At 64.9% G+C, this 16,967-nt stretch carries 17 protein-coding genes and 1 tRNA gene; 4 read left to right on the forward strand and 14 right to left on the reverse strand.

The genetic code is table 11. From position 1 onward, the window contains the following. Window positions 1–31: 31 nt before the first annotated feature. From AB7532_RS00575 to AB7532_RS00615, 9 genes are all read right to left on the reverse strand, one after another. A complete protein-coding gene (locus AB7532_RS00575; protein ID WP_441232904.1) occupies window positions 32–754 on the reverse strand; it encodes an LptA/OstA family protein in 723 nt (240 codons plus the stop codon). Between the two features lie 5 nt (window positions 755–759). Then, complete coding sequence (lptC, locus tag AB7532_RS00580; protein ID WP_441232905.1) at window positions 760–1,488, reverse strand: LPS export ABC transporter periplasmic protein LptC; 729 nt, start codon at window positions 1,486–1,488, stop codon at window positions 760–762. Between the two features lie 162 nt (window positions 1,489–1,650). Beyond that, window positions 1,651–2,265, reverse strand: coding sequence for a ribonuclease D (locus AB7532_RS00585; protein WP_441232906.1), 615 nt, complete (start codon window positions 2,263–2,265; stop codon window positions 1,651–1,653). 111 nt (window positions 2,266–2,376) lie between these two features. Then, entirely contained in the window at window positions 2,377–3,702 is a 1,326-nt protein-coding gene (locus AB7532_RS00590; protein WP_441232907.1) for a UbiA family prenyltransferase, read from the reverse strand. A 215-nt stretch (window positions 3,703–3,917) separates the two neighbouring features. Next, window positions 3,918–4,541 (reverse strand): tail fiber domain-containing protein, encoded by a 624-nt coding sequence (locus AB7532_RS00595; RefSeq protein WP_441232908.1) that lies wholly within the window; start codon window positions 4,539–4,541, stop codon window positions 3,918–3,920. Then, window positions 4,538–5,761 (reverse strand): hypothetical protein, encoded by a 1,224-nt coding sequence (locus tag AB7532_RS00600; RefSeq protein ID WP_441232909.1) that lies wholly within the window; start codon window positions 5,759–5,761, stop codon window positions 4,538–4,540. The genes AB7532_RS00595 and AB7532_RS00600 overlap by 4 nt, the downstream gene beginning before the upstream one ends. Before the next feature lie 154 nt (window positions 5,762–5,915). Continuing rightward, the gene (locus tag AB7532_RS00605; protein WP_441232910.1) at window positions 5,916–6,095 is read right to left on the reverse strand and encodes a hypothetical protein; all 180 of its coding nucleotides are present in this window, start codon (window positions 6,093–6,095) and stop codon (window positions 5,916–5,918) included. A gap of 116 nt (window positions 6,096–6,211) precedes the next feature. Then, on the reverse strand, window positions 6,212–6,766 hold the full coding sequence (locus AB7532_RS00610; protein ID WP_441232911.1) for a hypothetical protein: 555 nt from the start codon (window positions 6,764–6,766) through the stop codon (window positions 6,212–6,214). 19 nt (window positions 6,767–6,785) lie between these two features. Continuing rightward, the gene (locus AB7532_RS00615) at window positions 6,786–8,564 is read right to left on the reverse strand and encodes a YadA family autotransporter adhesin (protein ID WP_441232912.1); all 1,779 of its coding nucleotides are present in this window, start codon (window positions 8,562–8,564) and stop codon (window positions 6,786–6,788) included. A gap of 300 nt (window positions 8,565–8,864) precedes the next feature. Here AB7532_RS00615 and AB7532_RS00620 point away from each other — a divergent pair, with 300 nt between their 5' ends. Further along, window positions 8,865–10,136, forward strand: coding sequence for an MFS transporter (locus tag AB7532_RS00620; protein ID WP_441232913.1), 1,272 nt, complete (start codon window positions 8,865–8,867; stop codon window positions 10,134–10,136). 45 nt (window positions 10,137–10,181) lie between these two features. On the opposite strand, the gene AB7532_RS00625 is transcribed toward AB7532_RS00620, so the two are convergent. Beyond that, entirely contained in the window at window positions 10,182–10,391 is a 210-nt protein-coding gene (locus tag AB7532_RS00625; RefSeq protein WP_441232914.1) for an addiction module protein, read from the reverse strand. A 217-nt stretch (window positions 10,392–10,608) separates the two neighbouring features. Further along, window positions 10,609–10,695, reverse strand: a tRNA-Leu gene (locus AB7532_RS00630). 139 nt (window positions 10,696–10,834) lie between these two features. On the opposite strand from AB7532_RS00630, the gene AB7532_RS00635 reads away from it, so the two are divergent. After that, window positions 10,835–11,800: a complex I NDUFA9 subunit family protein gene (locus AB7532_RS00635; RefSeq protein WP_441232915.1), complete on the forward strand. Its 966-nt coding sequence runs from the start codon at window positions 10,835–10,837 to the stop codon at window positions 11,798–11,800. A 192-nt stretch (window positions 11,801–11,992) separates the two neighbouring features. Here the strand turns inward: AB7532_RS00635 and AB7532_RS00640 are convergent, their stop codons facing one another. The 3 genes from AB7532_RS00640 to AB7532_RS00650 form a co-directional block, all read right to left on the reverse strand. Next, window positions 11,993–12,733 (reverse strand): SDR family oxidoreductase, encoded by a 741-nt coding sequence (locus AB7532_RS00640; protein ID WP_441232916.1) that lies wholly within the window; start codon window positions 12,731–12,733, stop codon window positions 11,993–11,995. Window positions 12,734–12,736: 3 nt separating this feature from the next. Then, window positions 12,737–14,062, reverse strand: coding sequence for an FAD-binding protein (locus AB7532_RS00645; protein ID WP_441232917.1), 1,326 nt, complete (start codon window positions 14,060–14,062; stop codon window positions 12,737–12,739). 101 nt (window positions 14,063–14,163) lie between these two features. Further along, window positions 14,164–14,970 carry an undecaprenyl-diphosphate phosphatase gene (locus AB7532_RS00650; protein WP_441232918.1) on the reverse strand — a complete coding sequence of 269 codons (807 nt, stop codon included), beginning with the start codon at window positions 14,968–14,970 and terminating at the stop codon, window positions 14,164–14,166. Window positions 14,971–15,138: 168 nt separating this feature from the next. Between AB7532_RS00650 and AB7532_RS00655 the strand changes: the two genes are divergently transcribed. Together AB7532_RS00655 and queG are read left to right on the forward strand one after the other, a co-directional pair. Beyond that, the gene (locus AB7532_RS00655; RefSeq protein WP_441232919.1) at window positions 15,139–15,831 is read left to right on the forward strand and encodes a glutathione S-transferase family protein; all 693 of its coding nucleotides are present in this window, start codon (window positions 15,139–15,141) and stop codon (window positions 15,829–15,831) included. Continuing rightward, complete coding sequence (gene queG, locus AB7532_RS00660) at window positions 15,780–16,955, forward strand: tRNA epoxyqueuosine(34) reductase QueG (protein WP_441232920.1); 1,176 nt, start codon at window positions 15,780–15,782, stop codon at window positions 16,953–16,955. The genes AB7532_RS00655 and queG overlap by 52 nt, the downstream gene beginning before the upstream one ends. Window positions 16,956–16,967 lie beyond the last annotated feature (12 nt).

Consider the following 16,967-nt stretch of genomic DNA (forward strand, 5'->3'; position numbering starts at 1 on the left):
GAAATCACGCCCGGAATTTACTTTTAGCAATTTATTTTTTGCCAACACCGGGCAGTTGCAGCGGCGCGCCCGGGCCGGGCTTCGCGGGAGCTGCGGGACTGCCCGATCCGCAATCATTGCCGGCGCCCTGCGGCAGCAGGACCTGAACCCGGCCGGTGTCTGATTCCACCCGCGACACCCCGGTCGTCATGTCGACCTTCAGCCGGTCGCCCCGCATCACGTTCTTGCACTGCGTCATGACCACCTGGCCCGAGCCGCCGCCAAGCATGGTGATGAGATTGGTCTTGGTATCGAACACGGCGGTCTCGCCCGTCACCACCTGGTCCTTCTGAGTGACCACGACATTGCCATGTGCTTCCAGCCGCTTGATCGAGGAGCTCCCGCCCGGGCCGGGCTGCGCCGATTGCATCGGCGCGCTCTTTGCGCCCTTCGCGGCCGGTGCTGGCGTCGCCGGCTTGTCGCCGCCACCCGATTCGTAAAACACCACGAGAGTCTTCGAGGTCATGGTGGTGTCGCCCTGGATGACCTTCACATTGCCGGAGAAGGTCGCTTCCTTCTTCTTGTCGCGCATCTCGAGCGAGGCGGCTTCGATCTGGATCGGCTGATCGCGGTTCTGCGAGAAGCCCTGCATCGCATTGGGTGGCGCCGGCTGAGCGCCTTGCGCGCGCGCCGCACCCGACGAGGCGAGCAGCACCAGGCCGGCCATCAGCGCGACCTTGCCGACGACAGTCTCGCGCGAAAATGGGGTCATCATGAAAATCACTTCGAATTGGCGGACTTGTTCTGAGGCGTACGTGTCTTTGCAGGCAGCGGCGCGGGCTCGGCCGGCGCCGGCTGCGCAGCCGGGTCGTCCAGCTTGTCCAGATGCATCACCACATTGCCCTCGAAGCGGATGACGTCGCCGCCCTCCGTGATGCGCAGCCGGTCGGCGGTCAGCGTGCCGTTGGTCAGCTTGACGTCGACATGCTCGTCCGACGAAACGGTGCCCTTGCCCATGTCGACGAAGGCCGAGTTCAGCCGCGCCTCGTAGCCGGTCGAGGTGCGCAGGAAGATATCCTTGTGCAGGTCGAGCTGCTGCTGCTTGTTGTCGAAGCGGCCCGTGCGGGCATCGAGCAGCAGGGTGGATTTGTCCTCCATCAGCACCTTTGCGCGCAAATCGTTGAGATCGACATGATCGGGGTCGGTGATGTCCTGCGTCGCGGTCTTGGCCCAGAGCTCGTAGGGCCGCTGGTCCGGGGTGAAGCCGGACATATGCGGCGATTCCATCGTGATCTTGGTGCCGGTCACCACGAGATTTCCGGAGTCGAGCTTCACGGGAATCTTGAAGGGATTGAGGATGGTCGAGATGGCGACGATTGCGGCCATGGATGCAACCACCGTCGCCGGCACCGCAACGCGCAGAATCCGCACCAGGCGGCTGTGGCGCGCCGCGCTGGCAAACTTCGCCGCAAGCGCGGCGTCGTAGGTGGGATTGTGGGCCGAATTCACCGCTGCTCCAGGGTGTCGCTCGCCTTGTCCGGTTGAAGGGCGCCTCATTGTACCCGGCGCCGCCAAAATATGCAGCCTTGGACATATCAGCTTTGGAAAGGCCGCACGAAAGTGACCGAAACGGGGCGGCCGGCAGCCTCAAGCTATGGTCGCGCGCGCGATTTACGAGTGCGCGAAAATGTCCTCTTCCTCCCAGCCCTGAAGGTCGAGCAGGCAGCGGGTCGGCAGGAAGTCGAAACAGGCCTTTGCGAGTGCGGTGCGGCCTTCCCGGACCAGCATGGCATCGAGCCGCTCACGCAGGCCGTGCAGATGCAGCACGTCGGAGGCGGCGTAAGCGAGCTGCGGCTCGGTCAGGCTGTCGGAACCCCAGTCGCTGGATTGCTGCTGCTTGGAGAGATCGACATTGAGCACCTCGCGCACGAGGTCTTTCAGGCCGTGGCGGTCTGTGTAGGTGCGGACCAGGCGCGAGGCAATCTTGGTGCAATAAATCGGCCCGGTCATGACGCCGAAGGTCTGGTAGAGCACCGCGACGTCGAACCGCGCGAAGTGGAAGATCTTGGTGATCTCAGGGTTGGCCAGCAGCGCCTTCAGGTTCGGCGCGTCGGTGTGGCCCTGGGGGATCTGCACCACGTCGGCGCTGCCGTCGCCGGGCGAGAGCTGCACCACGCAGAGCCGGTCGCGGTGCGGGTTCAACCCCATGGTCTCGGTGTCGATCGCCACCGCTCCGGAGTAGCGGGACAGGTCGGGCAAATCACCGCGATGCAGGCGTACGGTCATGGCGTGTCAAAACCTCGGTCAAAACCTTGGGTCGAATCGGTCTGTCGGCATCTTAAGCCAATCGGATGGCCCGCGATGTAGCCACTGGAAGCGGGCCGCGCAAGCGCCGGCTCAGATGGCGGCCAGCATGATGCAGATCATCGCCGCGACCGTGGTGCGGCTCGGGCCGTCGCGGAAGGCGTAGATGATGGGATCGTCGGGCATCTCGCGGCGATGCGCCATCATCAAGGCGCGGCCGAACCAGTAGAGCAGCAGCGGGGTGAGCAGCCACAGCATCCAGGGCCGGCTGTAGAGCGGCATCACCGCTGACGACGAGACATATAGCGAGAACACCGTCACCGCGTTCATCGCGCTTGCGGCCGCCATCGCGCCGATGATGTGGAGGTCGGTGATCCTGTAATCGCGGTTGGAGGGATCGGCGAGGCCCGCGGTCTCGCGCATGCTGAGCTCGCTGAAACGCTTGATTAGCGCCAGCGAGGTGAACACGAACAGTGAGAAGATCAGCAGCCATTCCGACAGCACGACGCCGACACCGACGGCGCCTGCGATGATGCGCAGCGTGTAGAGGCCGGCGAGCGTGACGACGTCGACCAGCATCTTGCGCTTGAGCACGAGCGAATAGGCGATGGTGGTGGCGAGATAGCCGCCGAGCACGGCGAGGAACAGCGGCGAGATGGCGAGGGCGGCCGTGACCGCGAACAGCCACAGCGCAGGGATCGCCAGCAGCGCGGACGAGATCGGCAAATCTCCTGCCGCAAGCGCGCGATGCCGCTTGGTCGGATGCTGCCGGTCGGCGGCGAGATCCAGCAAATCGTTCATCAGATAGGCGCCCGACGCGCAGGCCGAGAACGCCATGAATGCCAGCAGCGCCGAGCCGAGCGTCGCAAGATTCATCTGATGCGCGGTAAGCGCCGGCACGAACACCAGCGTGTTCTTGGCGTATTGATAGACCCGCAGCGCCTTCGCCCAGGTCTTGAGACTCGCGCGGCTGCGGGTTTGGTTGTCGATGCGGTCGATCGATGCGCGATCGAATGGCAGCTTGTTGCCTGCGGCGAGATCGGCCGGCGTCACGATGCCGTCAAAGCCGAGATGCGCGGCGATGCCTGCGGCATGACCGGGAAAGCGGCCCGCAACGAGATAGATCTTCCCGCCCCGCGCCCGTGCCGCCAGCGCCTGGTTCAGCACATCGGGCTCGTAGGGCAGATGGGCGTAGTCGAGTTCGGCCTGCGCCAGGATATCCGTGAGCGCCGCCATGCCAGGCCGTCCCCCCGCACCGAAGCGGGCCAGCAGGCGCCCGGGGCTGGAGAACAGCGCCTCCATCAGCAGTTCGGACCGCAGCAGGGCGCCTTCGAGATCGATGACGAGCGTCCGCGCAGCCGCCGGCGTTGCCGACGATGTCGGGACGCCAGAATCGTACTGCCAGGCAGGCTGCTCCATCCGAAAACGCTCTATTGCCGCAACACAGCCAGCCCGAAGACGAAGGAGGCCGGGGAGCAGGGAAATGGACGGCCGCGAGCCTAGGCGGCATTCACTAAGGGCGGCTTAATCGGGCGTCGAGGCGTAACCGGACATCGGAACGGAACGCCTGGCAGACGCAGCCAAAACTTATGCTTTGTCAGATGGATAAGACAGATATGCGACCCGGACGTCCGTCACGTCCTGTCACGGGTTCGTTCGCCCCATTTGCGAAATTGCAGTCCGAGCAAATCATAGCGGACACGAAGATAGCCATCGGGACCGTGCACCACGGCGTTCGGCGCGACCCGCTCGACCTCCTGGGCCATCACCCCGACATAGAACGTATCGTCCCAGAGATAGCGAAACCGGTAGAGGCAAATCCCGCTGTCGAGACACCGGAGCCGCAAGATATCCCGCTTGAGCCGCTGATCGGACGTCACAGGCGGAGGAGGTGGTGGTGGTGGCGGTGGTGGAGTTGGCGGCACGGGCGGCAATGTCGGAACCACGGCCGGCAGGGGCCGCGGAGGCGGCGGTCCATACTTGTCGTAAGACCGCTCGATCGATCTCGGCGTGCCCGTGTCCTGGCTCTCGCCACGGCTCTGCGAGGCCGACGCGCCGGTGTAGGACAGCTTCGGCTGCGTGAAGATGATCGCGCGCTGGCGCATCGACCTAGCGAGCCCGCCATTGACGCATTTGCCGCCGGCCGTCCTGCCCTCGGGGCATCTTGCTTGTGCCTGCGCCGGATCGGACATCGCCAAGCCGGCGACGAATGATGCGGCAAGAGCAAGGCTGCTCGATCTGATGATATGGCGCGTCAAAATTTCATGCTCCCGCCGAACATCGCGATCCAGCCGCGAACACGAAGGTCCGGCGTCAGCTCGGTGAGGTTCTCATTGATCCAGAAATGCTCCGCACTCGCTTTCAGCGACATTCCCTCGCTGATCGCGTATTGCGCAGAGGCGCCGGTGCCGATGCGCGTCTTTGCCGGAATGAACTGCTGCGTGACCGGATTGTAGGCGTTCTGATCGCGCCGCATGTAGTTCACCATCGGCGCGACAGTCCAGTTGTCGCGCGTGAAGCTTTGCTCGAGGCGGTACCGGTACACGGCGCTATTGGAGCGAAACGATTCGGGAACGACAGCCATCAGGTCCGGATCGAGGACCCTGTTCTTCTCGGCATTCGTCCATGTCGCCGTAAACGCCGTGCTCGACCATGGCGTCCATGCATACCCGACCGTGCCGGAGATCGTGTAACGGTCACCCAGCACATAGGATGCGACGTGATCGAGATAGGTCGTGGTTTCGTGGGCGTAGGACGCCGAAGCCAGCAGGGTCAGGTTTGCCTGCTGGTAGCCCAGCGATGCGCTCTGCGTTGCGATCCGGCCCGGCCCCACCAATGTGGTTGCCTGCTCCGGTGCCGTGGGATCGAGCAGCGCTTCCATGCGGTATCCGCCGCGCCAGGTATAGCCGGAGCCGAATGTCAGGATCAGCGCGTCACCGATGGGAATGTTGACGCCGATGGTCGGGCCCATGTTCAACCCTTCGCCGAATGTTGCGAGGTCGACGATGTCGGGATCCATCCGTGCATTCGCGGTGATGCCGTAGAGCGCCGTCGTTCCGGTGGGAAGGTTCAGGTTCATGGCGATGAAAGGCTGAATGCCGGGAATGCCGAGATAAGTCGCGGTCCCCGAGACGACCGTATCGGTCGTCGTCGCCAACGTGCCGCTCAGTCCGGGCGTCGATTGCCGCGACCAGACGGAGCCGCCCTTGGCCAGCAGCTCCACTTTCGTATCGTCGAGCGGTTGCCCGGTCGCCTGGATCGTGAGCGGCGCATATAGCTGCGCACCTGCACCCGGCGACGTCGAGCCGCCGGCGGGAAAACCTCTCGTTCCGCTCCAGCTGGAATAGCGCAGCTCCTGATCGGCGCTCAGCGACCAGTCGGCCTGAGCGGATTCGGCGGCCCTCACGGCGGAGGAGGCGGTTGCTACATAGGCAATCGCCAGCGTGAGCGCCAAGAGGGCACGGTTGATCGATGGCACGCGTGAGCACCGTGATGGAATGCGCTCGCATCCGTCTCGAACAAAAAGGCGCGCGCGCATGATGGGCTTACACGGAATGCTGCTGCAAACGATTGACGACAGCGAGGCCGCCGGATCTACGGCGACCTCGCTGTTCAACACACGGGTGTGACGGTTACGGCTTTTTGCCGGGAGCGGGCGCAGGCGGCTTGGGCGCGGCAGCAGGCTTCGGAGCCGGCGGCGTGGCCTTCTTCGCCACCATGCTGCTCAGCGACGGCGCATGTGTGTAAGCCATGGCCGGGCCTGCGGTGGTCGCCGCGAGCAGCGTCGCCGCGATCATCATTCGAAACATCATGAACCTGATTTCCTTTTCGAGTTCCGTCCTGGGAGCAATCCAGAATTCCAGCCGATGACGGCCGCGGCTGCGAATCTGTTGGCCGCGCGGCTGCGCCGGTGCGGCTGATCGGTGACTCATGGTGACTTCTTCTGCACGGACGCGACCGGCTTCGCGGGTGCCGCCTGGGCTTGCGGCTGTGCGGATGCGGATTCCGGCGTGGCGATGGCGATCCCGAACAGGCGCCATTGTCCGGCGACGATCTGAAACATGAGATCGAATTTGATCTGTTGCGGCTGGGTCGGAATGTGACCTGCAAGATGCAGCATTCCGCGCTGGTCGAGCGACGGCGCCTCGGTGAATTGCGGCGCCAGCAGTGCCGCGCCGTAGAGGTCGAAATTGCGACGCCGCAGGTCGAGAAAATTCAGCCCGAGATCGGCGGCGGTATTGCGCGCCTGGAAGTCGGGCGCGGCGAGATCGCGCAGCACGGTGTAATTACCGGTCCGGTTGGCGTCGTTGAGCGTAAGCAGCGTCGAGCGGATCAGGTAGAGCGCCTGCTCCAGCGTGACAGGCAGCGACGGCTGCGCGGGAGCGGCCGCCGGCGCAGGTGTCTTCTGTTGAGCCGCCGCCCTGTCGCCCGCACAGGCCAACAGCAGCATCGACGCGATCAGCGCACGCGCGATCAGGTGCATGGAATCACCGCGCCTGCCGTCACCAGCCGACGCGCATTCCGACGCGTCCGCCCAGTCCGCCGCCATTCGTGCCATAAGTGAGGCCGCCGCTGGCCTGCACGTGCTCGCTGATGCGGAGCGCCGCGCTCATCGAGAGTGCATTGGTATTCTGAAACGTGCCCCAATTCGCGGTCACCGCAATCTTCTCGGACGGCATCAGCCACGGCGAGCCGGACATCGCAAAGGCCATTGCGACACCGTTGATCGCCTTGCCGGTCCGGCCGTCGAGGTCGTTGAGGCGCGAATTGATGCCGGCGAGCTGGCCGTTGATGCCCGCGAGCTGACCGTTGATACCGGCGATGTCGCCGGAGCTAGCAAGCCCGAGCGCAGCCAGCGACGAGGAGGCGAGATTGCCGGAAGCATCCGTGGTGACGAGCTGCGTCGGTCCGGACTGCGCGGCCGTGCTCGCGGCCGAGGCGATGCCTGCCATCGTGTAGGTATTGGCGGCGGTGCCATAGACCTGCTGGTTCGCGCGCGTCGCGCTGGCGCCGTTGCCGATCGCGGTGGAATTGGCGAAAGTCGCCGACGCGCCGTTGCCGAACGCCGATGAATTCGCACCCGTGGCGTTGGAGCCGTTGCCCACCGCGGTATTGGCGACGCCGTTTCCACTGGCGTTGGCGTTAAGCCCCATCGCGACGTTTGCGCTGCCGTCGCCGTTCGCCAGGGCGCCAGGCCCCGTCGCGGTATTCCCGGCGTTGGCGCCGCTCGCATTGGAAAGATAACCGGTCGATGCGTTGAAGCTGCCGGCACCGCTTGCGTTGGCGCCGTCACCGGTCGCGACGTTTCGGCTTCCGGCTCCGCTCGCATTGGCGTTGAAACCGCTCGCGACGTTGGAGCTGATGTTACCGCTGGCGTTGGCGCCGACCCCGGACGCAAGGTTGTTGCTCGCGTTGCCGGTGGCGTTGGCGCTGGCCCCCATCGCAGTATTGTTGCTGCCGACGCCGCTGGCGGCGGCGCTGAACCCGGTCGCAACGTTCCGGCTGCCGTCGCCGTTCGCCAGAGCGCCAGGCCCCGTCGCGGTATTCCCGGCATTGGCGCCGCTCGCATCGGAAAGGTAGCCGGTCGATGCGTTGAAGCTGCCGGCGCCGCTCGCGTTGGCGCCGTCGCCGGTCGCGACGTTTCGGCTTCCGGCTCCGCTCGCGTTGGCGTTCAAACCGCTCGCGACGTTGGAGCTGGTGTTACCGCTGGCGTTTGCGCCGACCCCGGACGCAAGGTTGTTGCTGGCGTTGCCGACGGCATTGGCGCCGGCCCCCGTCGCGGTATTGCTGCTGCCGACGCCGCTGGCATGGGCGCTCGACCCGATCGCAACGTTCTTGCTGCCATCACCATTGGCGAGGGCGTCAAAACCGCTGGCGGTGTTGGAGCTGTTGTTGCCGTTGGCGACGGATTCGCCGGTCGCGGTATTGACGCTGTTGTTGCCGCTGGCATTGGCGTTGTCCCCGACCGCGGTATTGACGCTGGTATTGCCGCTGGCGTTGGCGAGGCCGACAGCGAGATTGCCGCTGACGTTGCCGCTGGCATTTGCGCCGGCTCCGATCGCGCTGTTGTTGCCGCCTGTGCCGGTGGCGTTGGCGTTGGTCCCGCAGGCGAAATTAGCGCCTGATCCGGTTGCCGTTGCGCCCTGGGCAGAGGCCGCGGTGTCGACGCACACGAACTGAGCTCGAGCCTGCGGCACGCCGGCAAAGGTCGCGATCACGGCAACAAGCGCGGCCGCAAGGAAAACGGCTGTTCGTGTTGGAGCCTTGGCTGAATTGTTCATGTTCTCCCCCGCCGTCTCCCAACTCGCTGTTGGGAAGAGGGCGCGGGAAGAATGAGCACCGCCGTCAATCCGGGCGTTAATCCGGCGTTAACCAGGCGTGAATGCCGGCTTAGCGGCCTTCAAAGCTGCAAGCTGTGTCTTTAGGGAGACTCGCGCTTGTGCCCACCAGGCTGTTGCCCGGATCCCACACCCGCCGCGAGCTTCGTGTTCGAGCAGGGCTCGTGGCATGCGGGCCCGTGAAAATCGCCCCGGCCCACCCTATCTGCCAGTTCTCTCCCCGCTCGCCATGAATCGAGACAAATGACCGAACAGACGCTCGCCGCGCCTCTCGACGACCCCCAGCAACGCCCACGCGGCTTCTCGCGCTACCAGGCGCTCCTCATCGCGCTGCTCGCGTTCACGCAGTTCACGATCATCCTCGACTTCATCATCATGTCGCCGCTCGGCGCCATCCTGATGCCCGCGCTCGACATCACGGCCACCCAATTCGGCGTCGCGGTGTCGGCCTACGCGTTCAGCGCGGGACTATCGGGCATTCTCGCCGCCGGCTTTGCCGATCGATTCGATCGCAAGCGACTGCTGCTGTTCTTCTATGTCGGCTTCACGCTCGGCACCCTGCTCTGCGCCGCGGCGCAGACTTACCATGTGCTGCTGCTCGCCCGGATCGTGACCGGTTTGTTCGGCGGTGTGATCGGCTCGGTCGTGCTGGCCATCGTCACCGATCTGTTTGCGCTGCATCTGCGCGGCCGCGTGATGGGCTTCGTGCAGACCGCATTCGCCGCAAGCCAGGTGCTCGGCGTTCCCGCCGGGCTGTTTCTCGCCAATCACTGGAACTGGCACGTCTGCTTCGTCGCGATCGTCGGCCTGTCGATCGTCACGATCGCCGTCATCGCGTTCGCCATGGAGCCGGTGGACGCGCATCTGAAGCTGAAGCAGGACAAGAACCCGTTCCATCATCTGATCGCGACGGTCGCCGAGCCGCGTTACACGCTGGCCTTCGCGGTCACGACGCTGCTGGCGACCGGCGGATACATGCTGATGCCGTATTCCAGCGCCTTCACCGTGAACAATATCGGCATCGACATGGCGCATCTGCCGACGATCTATCTCGTCTCCGGCCTGTTCAGCATCGTCACGGGACCGCTGGTCGGCCGCGCCAGCGACGCGTTCGGCAAATACCCGACCTTCGTGTTCGGCTGCGTCATGACCGTCATCATGGTGCTGATCTACACCCATCTCGGCCACGTCTCGCTCGCGACCGCGATCACCGTCAACGTGCTGATGTTCGTCGGCATCTTCTCGCGCATGATCCCGTCGCAGGCGCTGATCTCGGCGATCCCCGACCAGAGCCAGCGCGGCTCGTTCAGTGCAGTCAGCGCGTCATTGCAGCAGCTCTCCGGCGGATTAGGCTCGGTGCTCGCCGCGGCGATCATCTCGCAGCAGCCCGATGGCTCGCTGCTGCATTTCGAGCGGATCGGCTACGTCGTCGTCACGACGACGATCATCACGATGGTGATGATGTATTTTGTGCAGAAGGGGGTGGCGGAGCGGGCGGGGAGACGGGTGGTGTGAGGGCGAGGTCGGCCCGCGCCGCTTGCGTAAAAGGAGCTTGGCCACTTATCGTGACCGGCGCTCAAGCTCGGCGTCGATATCTTCCCAGGGAACCGCATCGCGGCAGTGCGCGTCAAAAGTCGAAAGCCGACGGTCCAGCTCGGCCTCCTGCGCAGGGGTCAGCCGCACGTCGGCCGCGGAGAGACTGTCCCAAAGCTCACCGATGAGGTCGAGCCGCTCCTTGGGCGTCAAGCGACTGATGTCGAGCGTTGCCATAGTCCCAAATTCCTTTGGCGCTTCCACCAACGAAATCACAATCCTTGCGAACCCGTCGAGACCAATATCACTATCGCAGCGGTCAGTGGGAAGAGGGCTTCGCCGAGCATTCATCGATTCCTGGATCGATTCCGCAACATTGTTGCGCACCCGGCCACCACTATGGAGACCGTCCACTAACCTTGGGCTGCGCCTTGAAGGGCATCCGAAAGGAAAGTGGTGCCCAGGAAAGGACTCGAACCTTCACGGCCGTTAAGCCACTGGCACCTGAAGCCAGCGCGTCTACCAATTCCACCACCTGGGCATGCCGTTTGGGGCACGGAGGCGGTTACTACGGTTCGGTGACGCCGTTGTCAATTCATGGTTCGGCTTGCCGATTGCGCATCGCAAACCGGACCGGTAGAAGCCTGATATCACGCACTCTTCCCGCAGGATTGGCTCCCATGGCATCGAATCTGGAAACTCTCGTCACGGTTTTCGGCGGATCGGGGTTTTTGGGCCGGAATGTCGTCCGCGCGCTGTGCCGGCGGGACTACCGGGTCCGGGCCGCGGTGCGGCGGCCGGAACTGGCCGGATACCTCCAGCCCTCCGGCAAGGTCGGGCAGGTCCACGTCGTCCAGGCCAATCTGCGCTATCCCGCCTCGATCGAGGCGGCGGTGCGTGATTCGGATGTCGTGATCAACCTGGTCGGCATTCTGGCCGAGGGCGGCGCGCAGAGCTTTGACGCCGTCCAGGCCAAGGGCGCCGAGACCGTCGCCAAGGCGGCGGCTGCCGCAGGCGCGCGCCTGATCCATGTCTCCGCGATCGGCGCCGACGCCGAATCACCCTCGCGCTATGCCAGGGCCAAGGCGGCCGGCGAAGCCGCCGTGCTGGCGGCGGTGCCGTCGGCGACGATCTTCCGCCCGTCCGTGATGTTCGGCCCCGAGGACCAGTTCACCAACCGTTTTGCGGCGCTGGCGCGGATGTCGCCGGTGCTGCCGCTGATCGGCGCCGACACGAAGATGCAGCCGGTCTATGTCGGCGACGTCGCCACCGCGATCGCCGATGCCGTCGACGGCAAGGCCAAGGCGGGCGCGACCTACGAGCTTGGCGGGCCGGAAGTGCTGACCATGCGCGAGATCATCGAGGCCATCGTCGCCATCGCCGACCGCAAGCCGGCACTGGTGCCGCTGCCGTTCGGCCTTGCCCGTTTCCAGGCCAATTTCCTGCAATTCGCGCCGGGCGCGCTGAAGCTGACGCCGGACCAGGTCACGCTGCTCGCACGCGACAATGTGGTGTCGGATGCGGCGAAGGCTGCCGGGCTGACGCTCGAAGGTCTCGGGATCACCGCCGATTCGCTCGAAGCGATCGCTCCGCAATATCTCTGGCGTTTCCGCCCGCAGGGTCAGTTCCAGCGCAAGAGCGCGTAGGGCTCTTCTCCACCTCGCCCCGCTTGCGGGGAGAGGTCGGATCGCCCCCGGCGATGCGAAGCATAGTCCGGCGCGATCCGGGTGAGGGGGTACAGGTCTCTCGACGACCTCGCATGGGGAGAGAGGCCCCTCACCCCAACCCTCTCCCCGTAAGAACGGGGCGAGGGAGCGCATCGTCAGCGCAGCGCCACCTCAAAACTTCAGCTTCTTGAACACCGCTTCCGGCAGCGTCTTGATGATCAGCATCACGAGACGCCATTTGCCGCTGACATAGACGACGTCGGTCTTGTTTTCGACGGCGCCGAGGATCGCATCGCCGACGACGGGCGCCTCGACGGTGAGCGGGCCGATCAGCTTCATGCCTTCGGTCATCTTGGTGCGGACGAAGCCGGGTTTCACCGTGACGACGTGAACGCCGCCGCGGCTCGCACGGGCGCGCAGGCCGGAGAGGAAAGCGGAGAAGCCGGCTTTCGCCGAGCCGTAGACGTAATTCGAGGCGCGCCCGCGATCGCCGGCCACGGACGACACGCCGACGATGGTGCCGTTGCCGCGCGCCAGAAATTTCTCCGCAAACAGGCCGAGGATCAGCGACGGACCTTCGTAGTTCGAGCGCATGATCGTGGTCGCGTGCGCGAGATCGCTCTCCGCATTTTGCTGCACGCCGAGTAGGCCGACGATCGAGATGACGACATCGGGCAACGCGGGAAGAGCGCCGACGAAGCCCTCGAACGCGGCGGTGTCGAGGACGTCGAATTGATGGAGACCGATCTCGACGTTGTAGCGCGCGCGCAGATCGGCGGCGTCGGGCTCCAGCGCGGCGATATCGCGGCCCGCGAGGCCGACGTCGTAGCCGGCCTTGGCAAAGGCGCGTGCAGCGGCGCGGCCGATGTCGGAGGAGCCACCGAGCACCAAAACGGTTTTGCGTGACGTCACGGCCTAGACCTCATCGAACAGGCGTTGTGAAAGCTTTGAGCGGATGCTTGCTGCGGGATCGAGCGATTTGCGGATCGCCTTGAAGCGCGACAGCGCGGGATAGCCGGCCTCGAACGTTGCGCGCGACTGCCGCGCGTCCTTGGCCAGATAAAGCCGGCCACCGGCGGCGACGACGAGACGATCGATCTCGTCGAGGAAGTTCAGGATGTCGCCCTTCAGCGGGAAATCCAGCGCCAGCGTGTAACCGGGCAGCGGGAACGACAGAATGCCGTCGCCCTGGCCGAGTTTCTTGAGCACCGCGAGGAAGGAAGCATCGCCGCGCCTGGAGACGCGGTCGAGGATGTCGCCGAGTACGGCGCGCGCGCCCTGCTCCGGGATCACGCATTGATGCTGGAGGAAGCCGCGCCGTCCATAGATGCGATTCCAGTCGGCGATGCTGTCGAGCGGAAAGAAGTACGGGTAGAGCGAGACCAAGTGATCGCCGCCGGCGCGCCGTGCGCCCATGCGGTAATAGAGCTCGTTGAAGGCGCGGATGCTGGTGCGATTCAGCGTCATCGACGGCAGGTCGATGGGCACGCTGAGGCCCGGATTCTTGCCGACGGGAAAGACGGCGGCACCGCCCGCGAGCTCGTCCTTGCCAGCGTGCTCGCCGAGATAGACCAGCGAGCGGCCGAGATCGCGGCCGCGCGCGGCGCAATCGATCCATGCCACCGAATAGGTCGCGGCATCGCCCGCCTCGAGCGCACGCATCGCGGCGTCGAGATCGGATGCGGAGATCAGGCGCTCGCGGATCCACCCCGTCTCGACCGGCCGCAGCCGCATCGTCGCTTCGAGGATCACCCCGGTGAGGCCCATGCCGCCGACGGTCGCGAAGAAGGCATCGGAATTTTGTTCGCGCGAGGTCTCGATGATGTCGCCCTGCCCGGTCCGCAGCAGGATGCTGTCGACATAGCGGCCGAAGCCGCCCTCGCCATGATGGTTCTTGCCGTGCACGTCGGCTGCGATGGCGCCGCCGACCGAGACGAACCGCGTGCCGGGCACGACGAAGGGCAGGAAACCGCGCGGGCCAAAGGTCTCGATCAGGTCCGACAGCAGCACGCCGGCTTCGAGACGGATGCGGCCGGTCGCGGGATCGAACGACCGGACCCGGTCGAACCCCGTCATCCCGATCGTCCTGACGACGCCGATCGCGGCATCGCCATAGGCGCGGCCGTTGCCCCGCGCCACCGAGCCCGCCACCACGGCCTCGCCCACCGCCTCGAACGAGCGCGGGCGCAGCACGTCGCTATCGACGACCGGGAAACGCCCCCAGCCGCTGACGAGGGTCATGGTTCAGCTCCTGTGCCGGGCGCGCGCCGCCCCGCTCTGGAAACTGCCTACCGATCAAAAGCTTATTTTACGTTGCGGCGTATCAGCGAGTTTTCGAGAGGTTAACGGCCGAGCGCCAGCGCGATCAGGCCGAGGGTGCCGACGATCACGCGCCACCAGGCAAACACGGTGAAGCCGTGGCGGGTGACGTAGCTCAGGAACGTCTTCACCACGATGATCGCGGTGATGAACGACACCACGAAACCGATCGCGACGATGCCCATGTGGTCCATCGTCATCTCGGAGCGGTTCTTGTAGAAGTCGTAGGCGAACGCGCCGATCATGGTGGGGATGGCGAGGAAGAACGAGAACTCCGCCGCCGCGCGCTTGTCGGCGCCGAGGAACATCGCCGCGACGATGCTGGCGCCCGAACGCGACACGCCCGGGATCATGGCGATGCACTGCGCGATGCCGATATAGAGGTACATCAGCAGCGGAAATTTGGTGGCGTCATGTTCGCGCGCCTTGAGGTCGAGCCGATCGACCCACAACAGGATGGCGCCGCCGACGATCAGCGAGAAGCACACGACCCACGGGTTGAACAGCAGGCTCTTGATGTATTTGCCGGCGACGAGACCGACGATCACGGCCGGCAGGAACGCCACCAGCACGCCGATCACGAAGCGGCGTGCATCGGCGTCGCCCGTGAACATGCCGATCGCCACATCCCACAATTTCTTGAAGTAGAGCACGACGATCGCGAGGATCGCGCCAAGCTGGATCAGAACGGTAAACGAATCCCAGAACGCGCCGTCGCCGAGATGGAAGAAACGCTCCGCAAGCAGCAGATGGCCCGTCGAAGACACGGGAAGGAACTCGGTCACACCCTCGATGATACCGAGGATCACTGCCCGTATTGCATCTGACATATTTACGGTCCATTTCGGCTGGAAAAGCGGGGCTCTTCTCGCCTATTCCCCCTTCTCTCGCAATCGCAAAATGCGACGCCCGCCCTTGCTTCGCGGTTTTGAAGGACTAGTGTGGCGCCGCACAAACATTGATGGATTCTTAAGCACCATCACATAGTCAAAGGCTTCATGTTTACGCTGTTTCATCATCCGTTCTGCCCGCATTCGCGTTTCATCCGCCTGATCGCGGGAGAATACGGGCTCGACCTGAAGCTGGTCGAAGAGCGCAGCTGGGAACGGCGCGAGGCGTTTCTGCTGCTCAATGCGGCGGGCACGACGCCCGTTCTGGTCGACGACGAACAGCCGCCCGTCCCGGGTGCGGCCGTCATCGCCGAATATGTCGACGAGGCCTATGGCGCCGAGATAGGACCCAAGCGCCTGATGCCCGATGCTGTCGCCGAGCGCGTCGAGGTGCGCCGGCTGATGGCCTGGTTCAACGAAAAGTTCTTCGAGGAGGTCTCGCACCCTCTCGTCACCGAGCGCATCTACAAGCGCTTCATGAGCGAGGAAAGCGGCGGCGGCCCACCGTCGCCCGACGTGATGCGCGCGGCGAAGGCCAACGTGCGCTATCATCTGGCCTATATCGGCTGGCTGGCGCAGACGCGTAACTTCCTCGCCGGCGACCGGATCACCTACGCGGATCTCGCCGCCGCGGCGCATCTCTCGGCGATCGACTATCTGGGCGACGTGCCATGGAGCGAGGACGACGCAGCAAAGGCGTGGTACGCGCGGGTGAAATCCCGCCCGTCGTTCCGTCCGCTGCTGAGCGAATGGCTGGCGGGCGTGCCGGCGTCGCGGACCTACGTGGACCTGGATTTCTGAACTCCGATCCGACCGAACTGAAGGCGGCGCTTGCGCGCGAAGCGCGGGCGCTCGGCTTCGACTGCATCGGGATCACAGAGCCCGGCACGATCGAAAAGGCCGGAGCGCATTTTCTCGAATTCATCGCCTCGGGCGGCCATGGAGACATGGATTGGCTTGCCGCGCAGCCGGAGCGCCGCGTCGATCCGCGCGGGCTATGGAGCGACGTGCGCTCGGTGATCATGCTCGGCGTCAATTACGGCCCGGACCAGGATCCGCTCGCGATCCTGGGAGAGCGCACGCGCGCGGCGATCTCGGTCTACGCACAGGGCGACGACTATCACGATCTCATCAAGAAGCGCCTGAAGGCACTGGCGCGCTGGCTGGTCGCGACCGCACCGAGCGAAGTGAAGGTGTTCGTCGACACCGCGGCCGTGATGGAGAAGCCGCTCGCCCAGACCGCAGGTCTCGGCTGGCAGGGCAAGCACACCAATCTCGTCTCGCGCGAATTCGGCTCGTGGCTGTTTCTCGGCGCGATCTACACCACACTGGAGCTGCCGCGCGATGACGCCGAGATCGATCATTGCGGCTCGTGCCAGGCGTGCCTCGACATCTGCCCGACCTCGGCGTTCCCCGCGCCTTACAATCTCGATGCACGGCGCTGCATCTCCTATCTCACCATCGAGAACAAGGGACCGATCCCGCGCGAGTTTCGCAAAAGCATCGGCAACCGCATCTATGGCTGCGACGACTGCCTTGCGGCGTGCCCCTGGAACAAGTTCGCGCAGGAGGGACGCGAGGCGAAGCTCGCGGCGCGCGATGAATTGCGTGCGCCTGGTCTTGCCGATCTCGCGCGGCTCGATGATGCCGCGTTCCGTACGCTGTTCACGAAGTCACCTGTGAAGCGGATTGGCCGCGATCGCTTTTTGCGCAATGTGCTGATTGCGATTGGCAACTCCGGCGAGGCCGCGCTGGCCGAAGAGGCGCGGCGATTGCTGGATGATGCGAGCCCGCTGGTGCGCGGAGCTGCGGTGTGGGCGTTGGCGCAGTTGGTGGCGCGGGATGAGTTTGAGGCAGTGAGAGCTGCCGCGGCGAACAACGAGCATGATGACAGCGTGCGTCAGGAATGGCAGACCGCCTCCTAACTCTCGGCGTCA

Origin of the sequence: Bradyrhizobium sp. 930_D9_N1_4 (assembly GCF_052076015.1) — a bacterium.
Classification (GTDB): Bacteria; Pseudomonadota; Alphaproteobacteria; order Rhizobiales; family Xanthobacteraceae; genus Bradyrhizobium.

Coding starts and splice junctions, on each gene's coding strand:
- AB7532_RS00575 (WP_441232904.1), bottom strand. CDS start 754: ATGATGACCCCATTTTCGCGCGAGACTGTCGTCGGCAAGGTCGCGCTG.
- AB7532_RS00585 (WP_441232906.1), bottom strand. CDS start 2,265: ATGACCGTACGCCTGCATCGCGGTGATTTGCCCGACCTGTCCCGCTAC.
- AB7532_RS00590 (WP_441232907.1), bottom strand. CDS start 3,702: ATGGAGCAGCCTGCCTGGCAGTACGATTCTGGCGTCCCGACATCGTCG.
- AB7532_RS00605 (WP_441232910.1), bottom strand. CDS start 6,095: ATGATGTTTCGAATGATGATCGCGGCGACGCTGCTCGCGGCGACCACC.
- AB7532_RS00610 (WP_441232911.1), bottom strand. CDS start 6,766: ATGCACCTGATCGCGCGTGCGCTGATCGCGTCGATGCTGCTGTTGGCC.
- AB7532_RS00615 (WP_441232912.1), bottom strand. CDS start 8,564: ATGAACAATTCAGCCAAGGCTCCAACACGAACAGCCGTTTTCCTTGCG.
- AB7532_RS00620 (WP_441232913.1), top strand. CDS start 8,865: ATGACCGAACAGACGCTCGCCGCGCCTCTCGACGACCCCCAGCAACGC.
- AB7532_RS00625 (WP_441232914.1), bottom strand. CDS start 10,391: ATGGCAACGCTCGACATCAGTCGCTTGACGCCCAAGGAGCGGCTCGAC.
- AB7532_RS00635 (WP_441232915.1), top strand. CDS start 10,835: ATGGCATCGAATCTGGAAACTCTCGTCACGGTTTTCGGCGGATCGGGG.
- AB7532_RS00645 (WP_441232917.1), bottom strand. CDS start 14,062: ATGACCCTCGTCAGCGGCTGGGGGCGTTTCCCGGTCGTCGATAGCGAC.
- AB7532_RS00650 (WP_441232918.1), bottom strand. CDS start 14,970: ATGTCAGATGCAATACGGGCAGTGATCCTCGGTATCATCGAGGGTGTG.
- AB7532_RS00655 (WP_441232919.1), top strand. CDS start 15,139: ATGTTTACGCTGTTTCATCATCCGTTCTGCCCGCATTCGCGTTTCATC.
- queG (WP_441232920.1), top strand. CDS start 15,780: ATGGCTGGCGGGCGTGCCGGCGTCGCGGACCTACGTGGACCTGGATTT.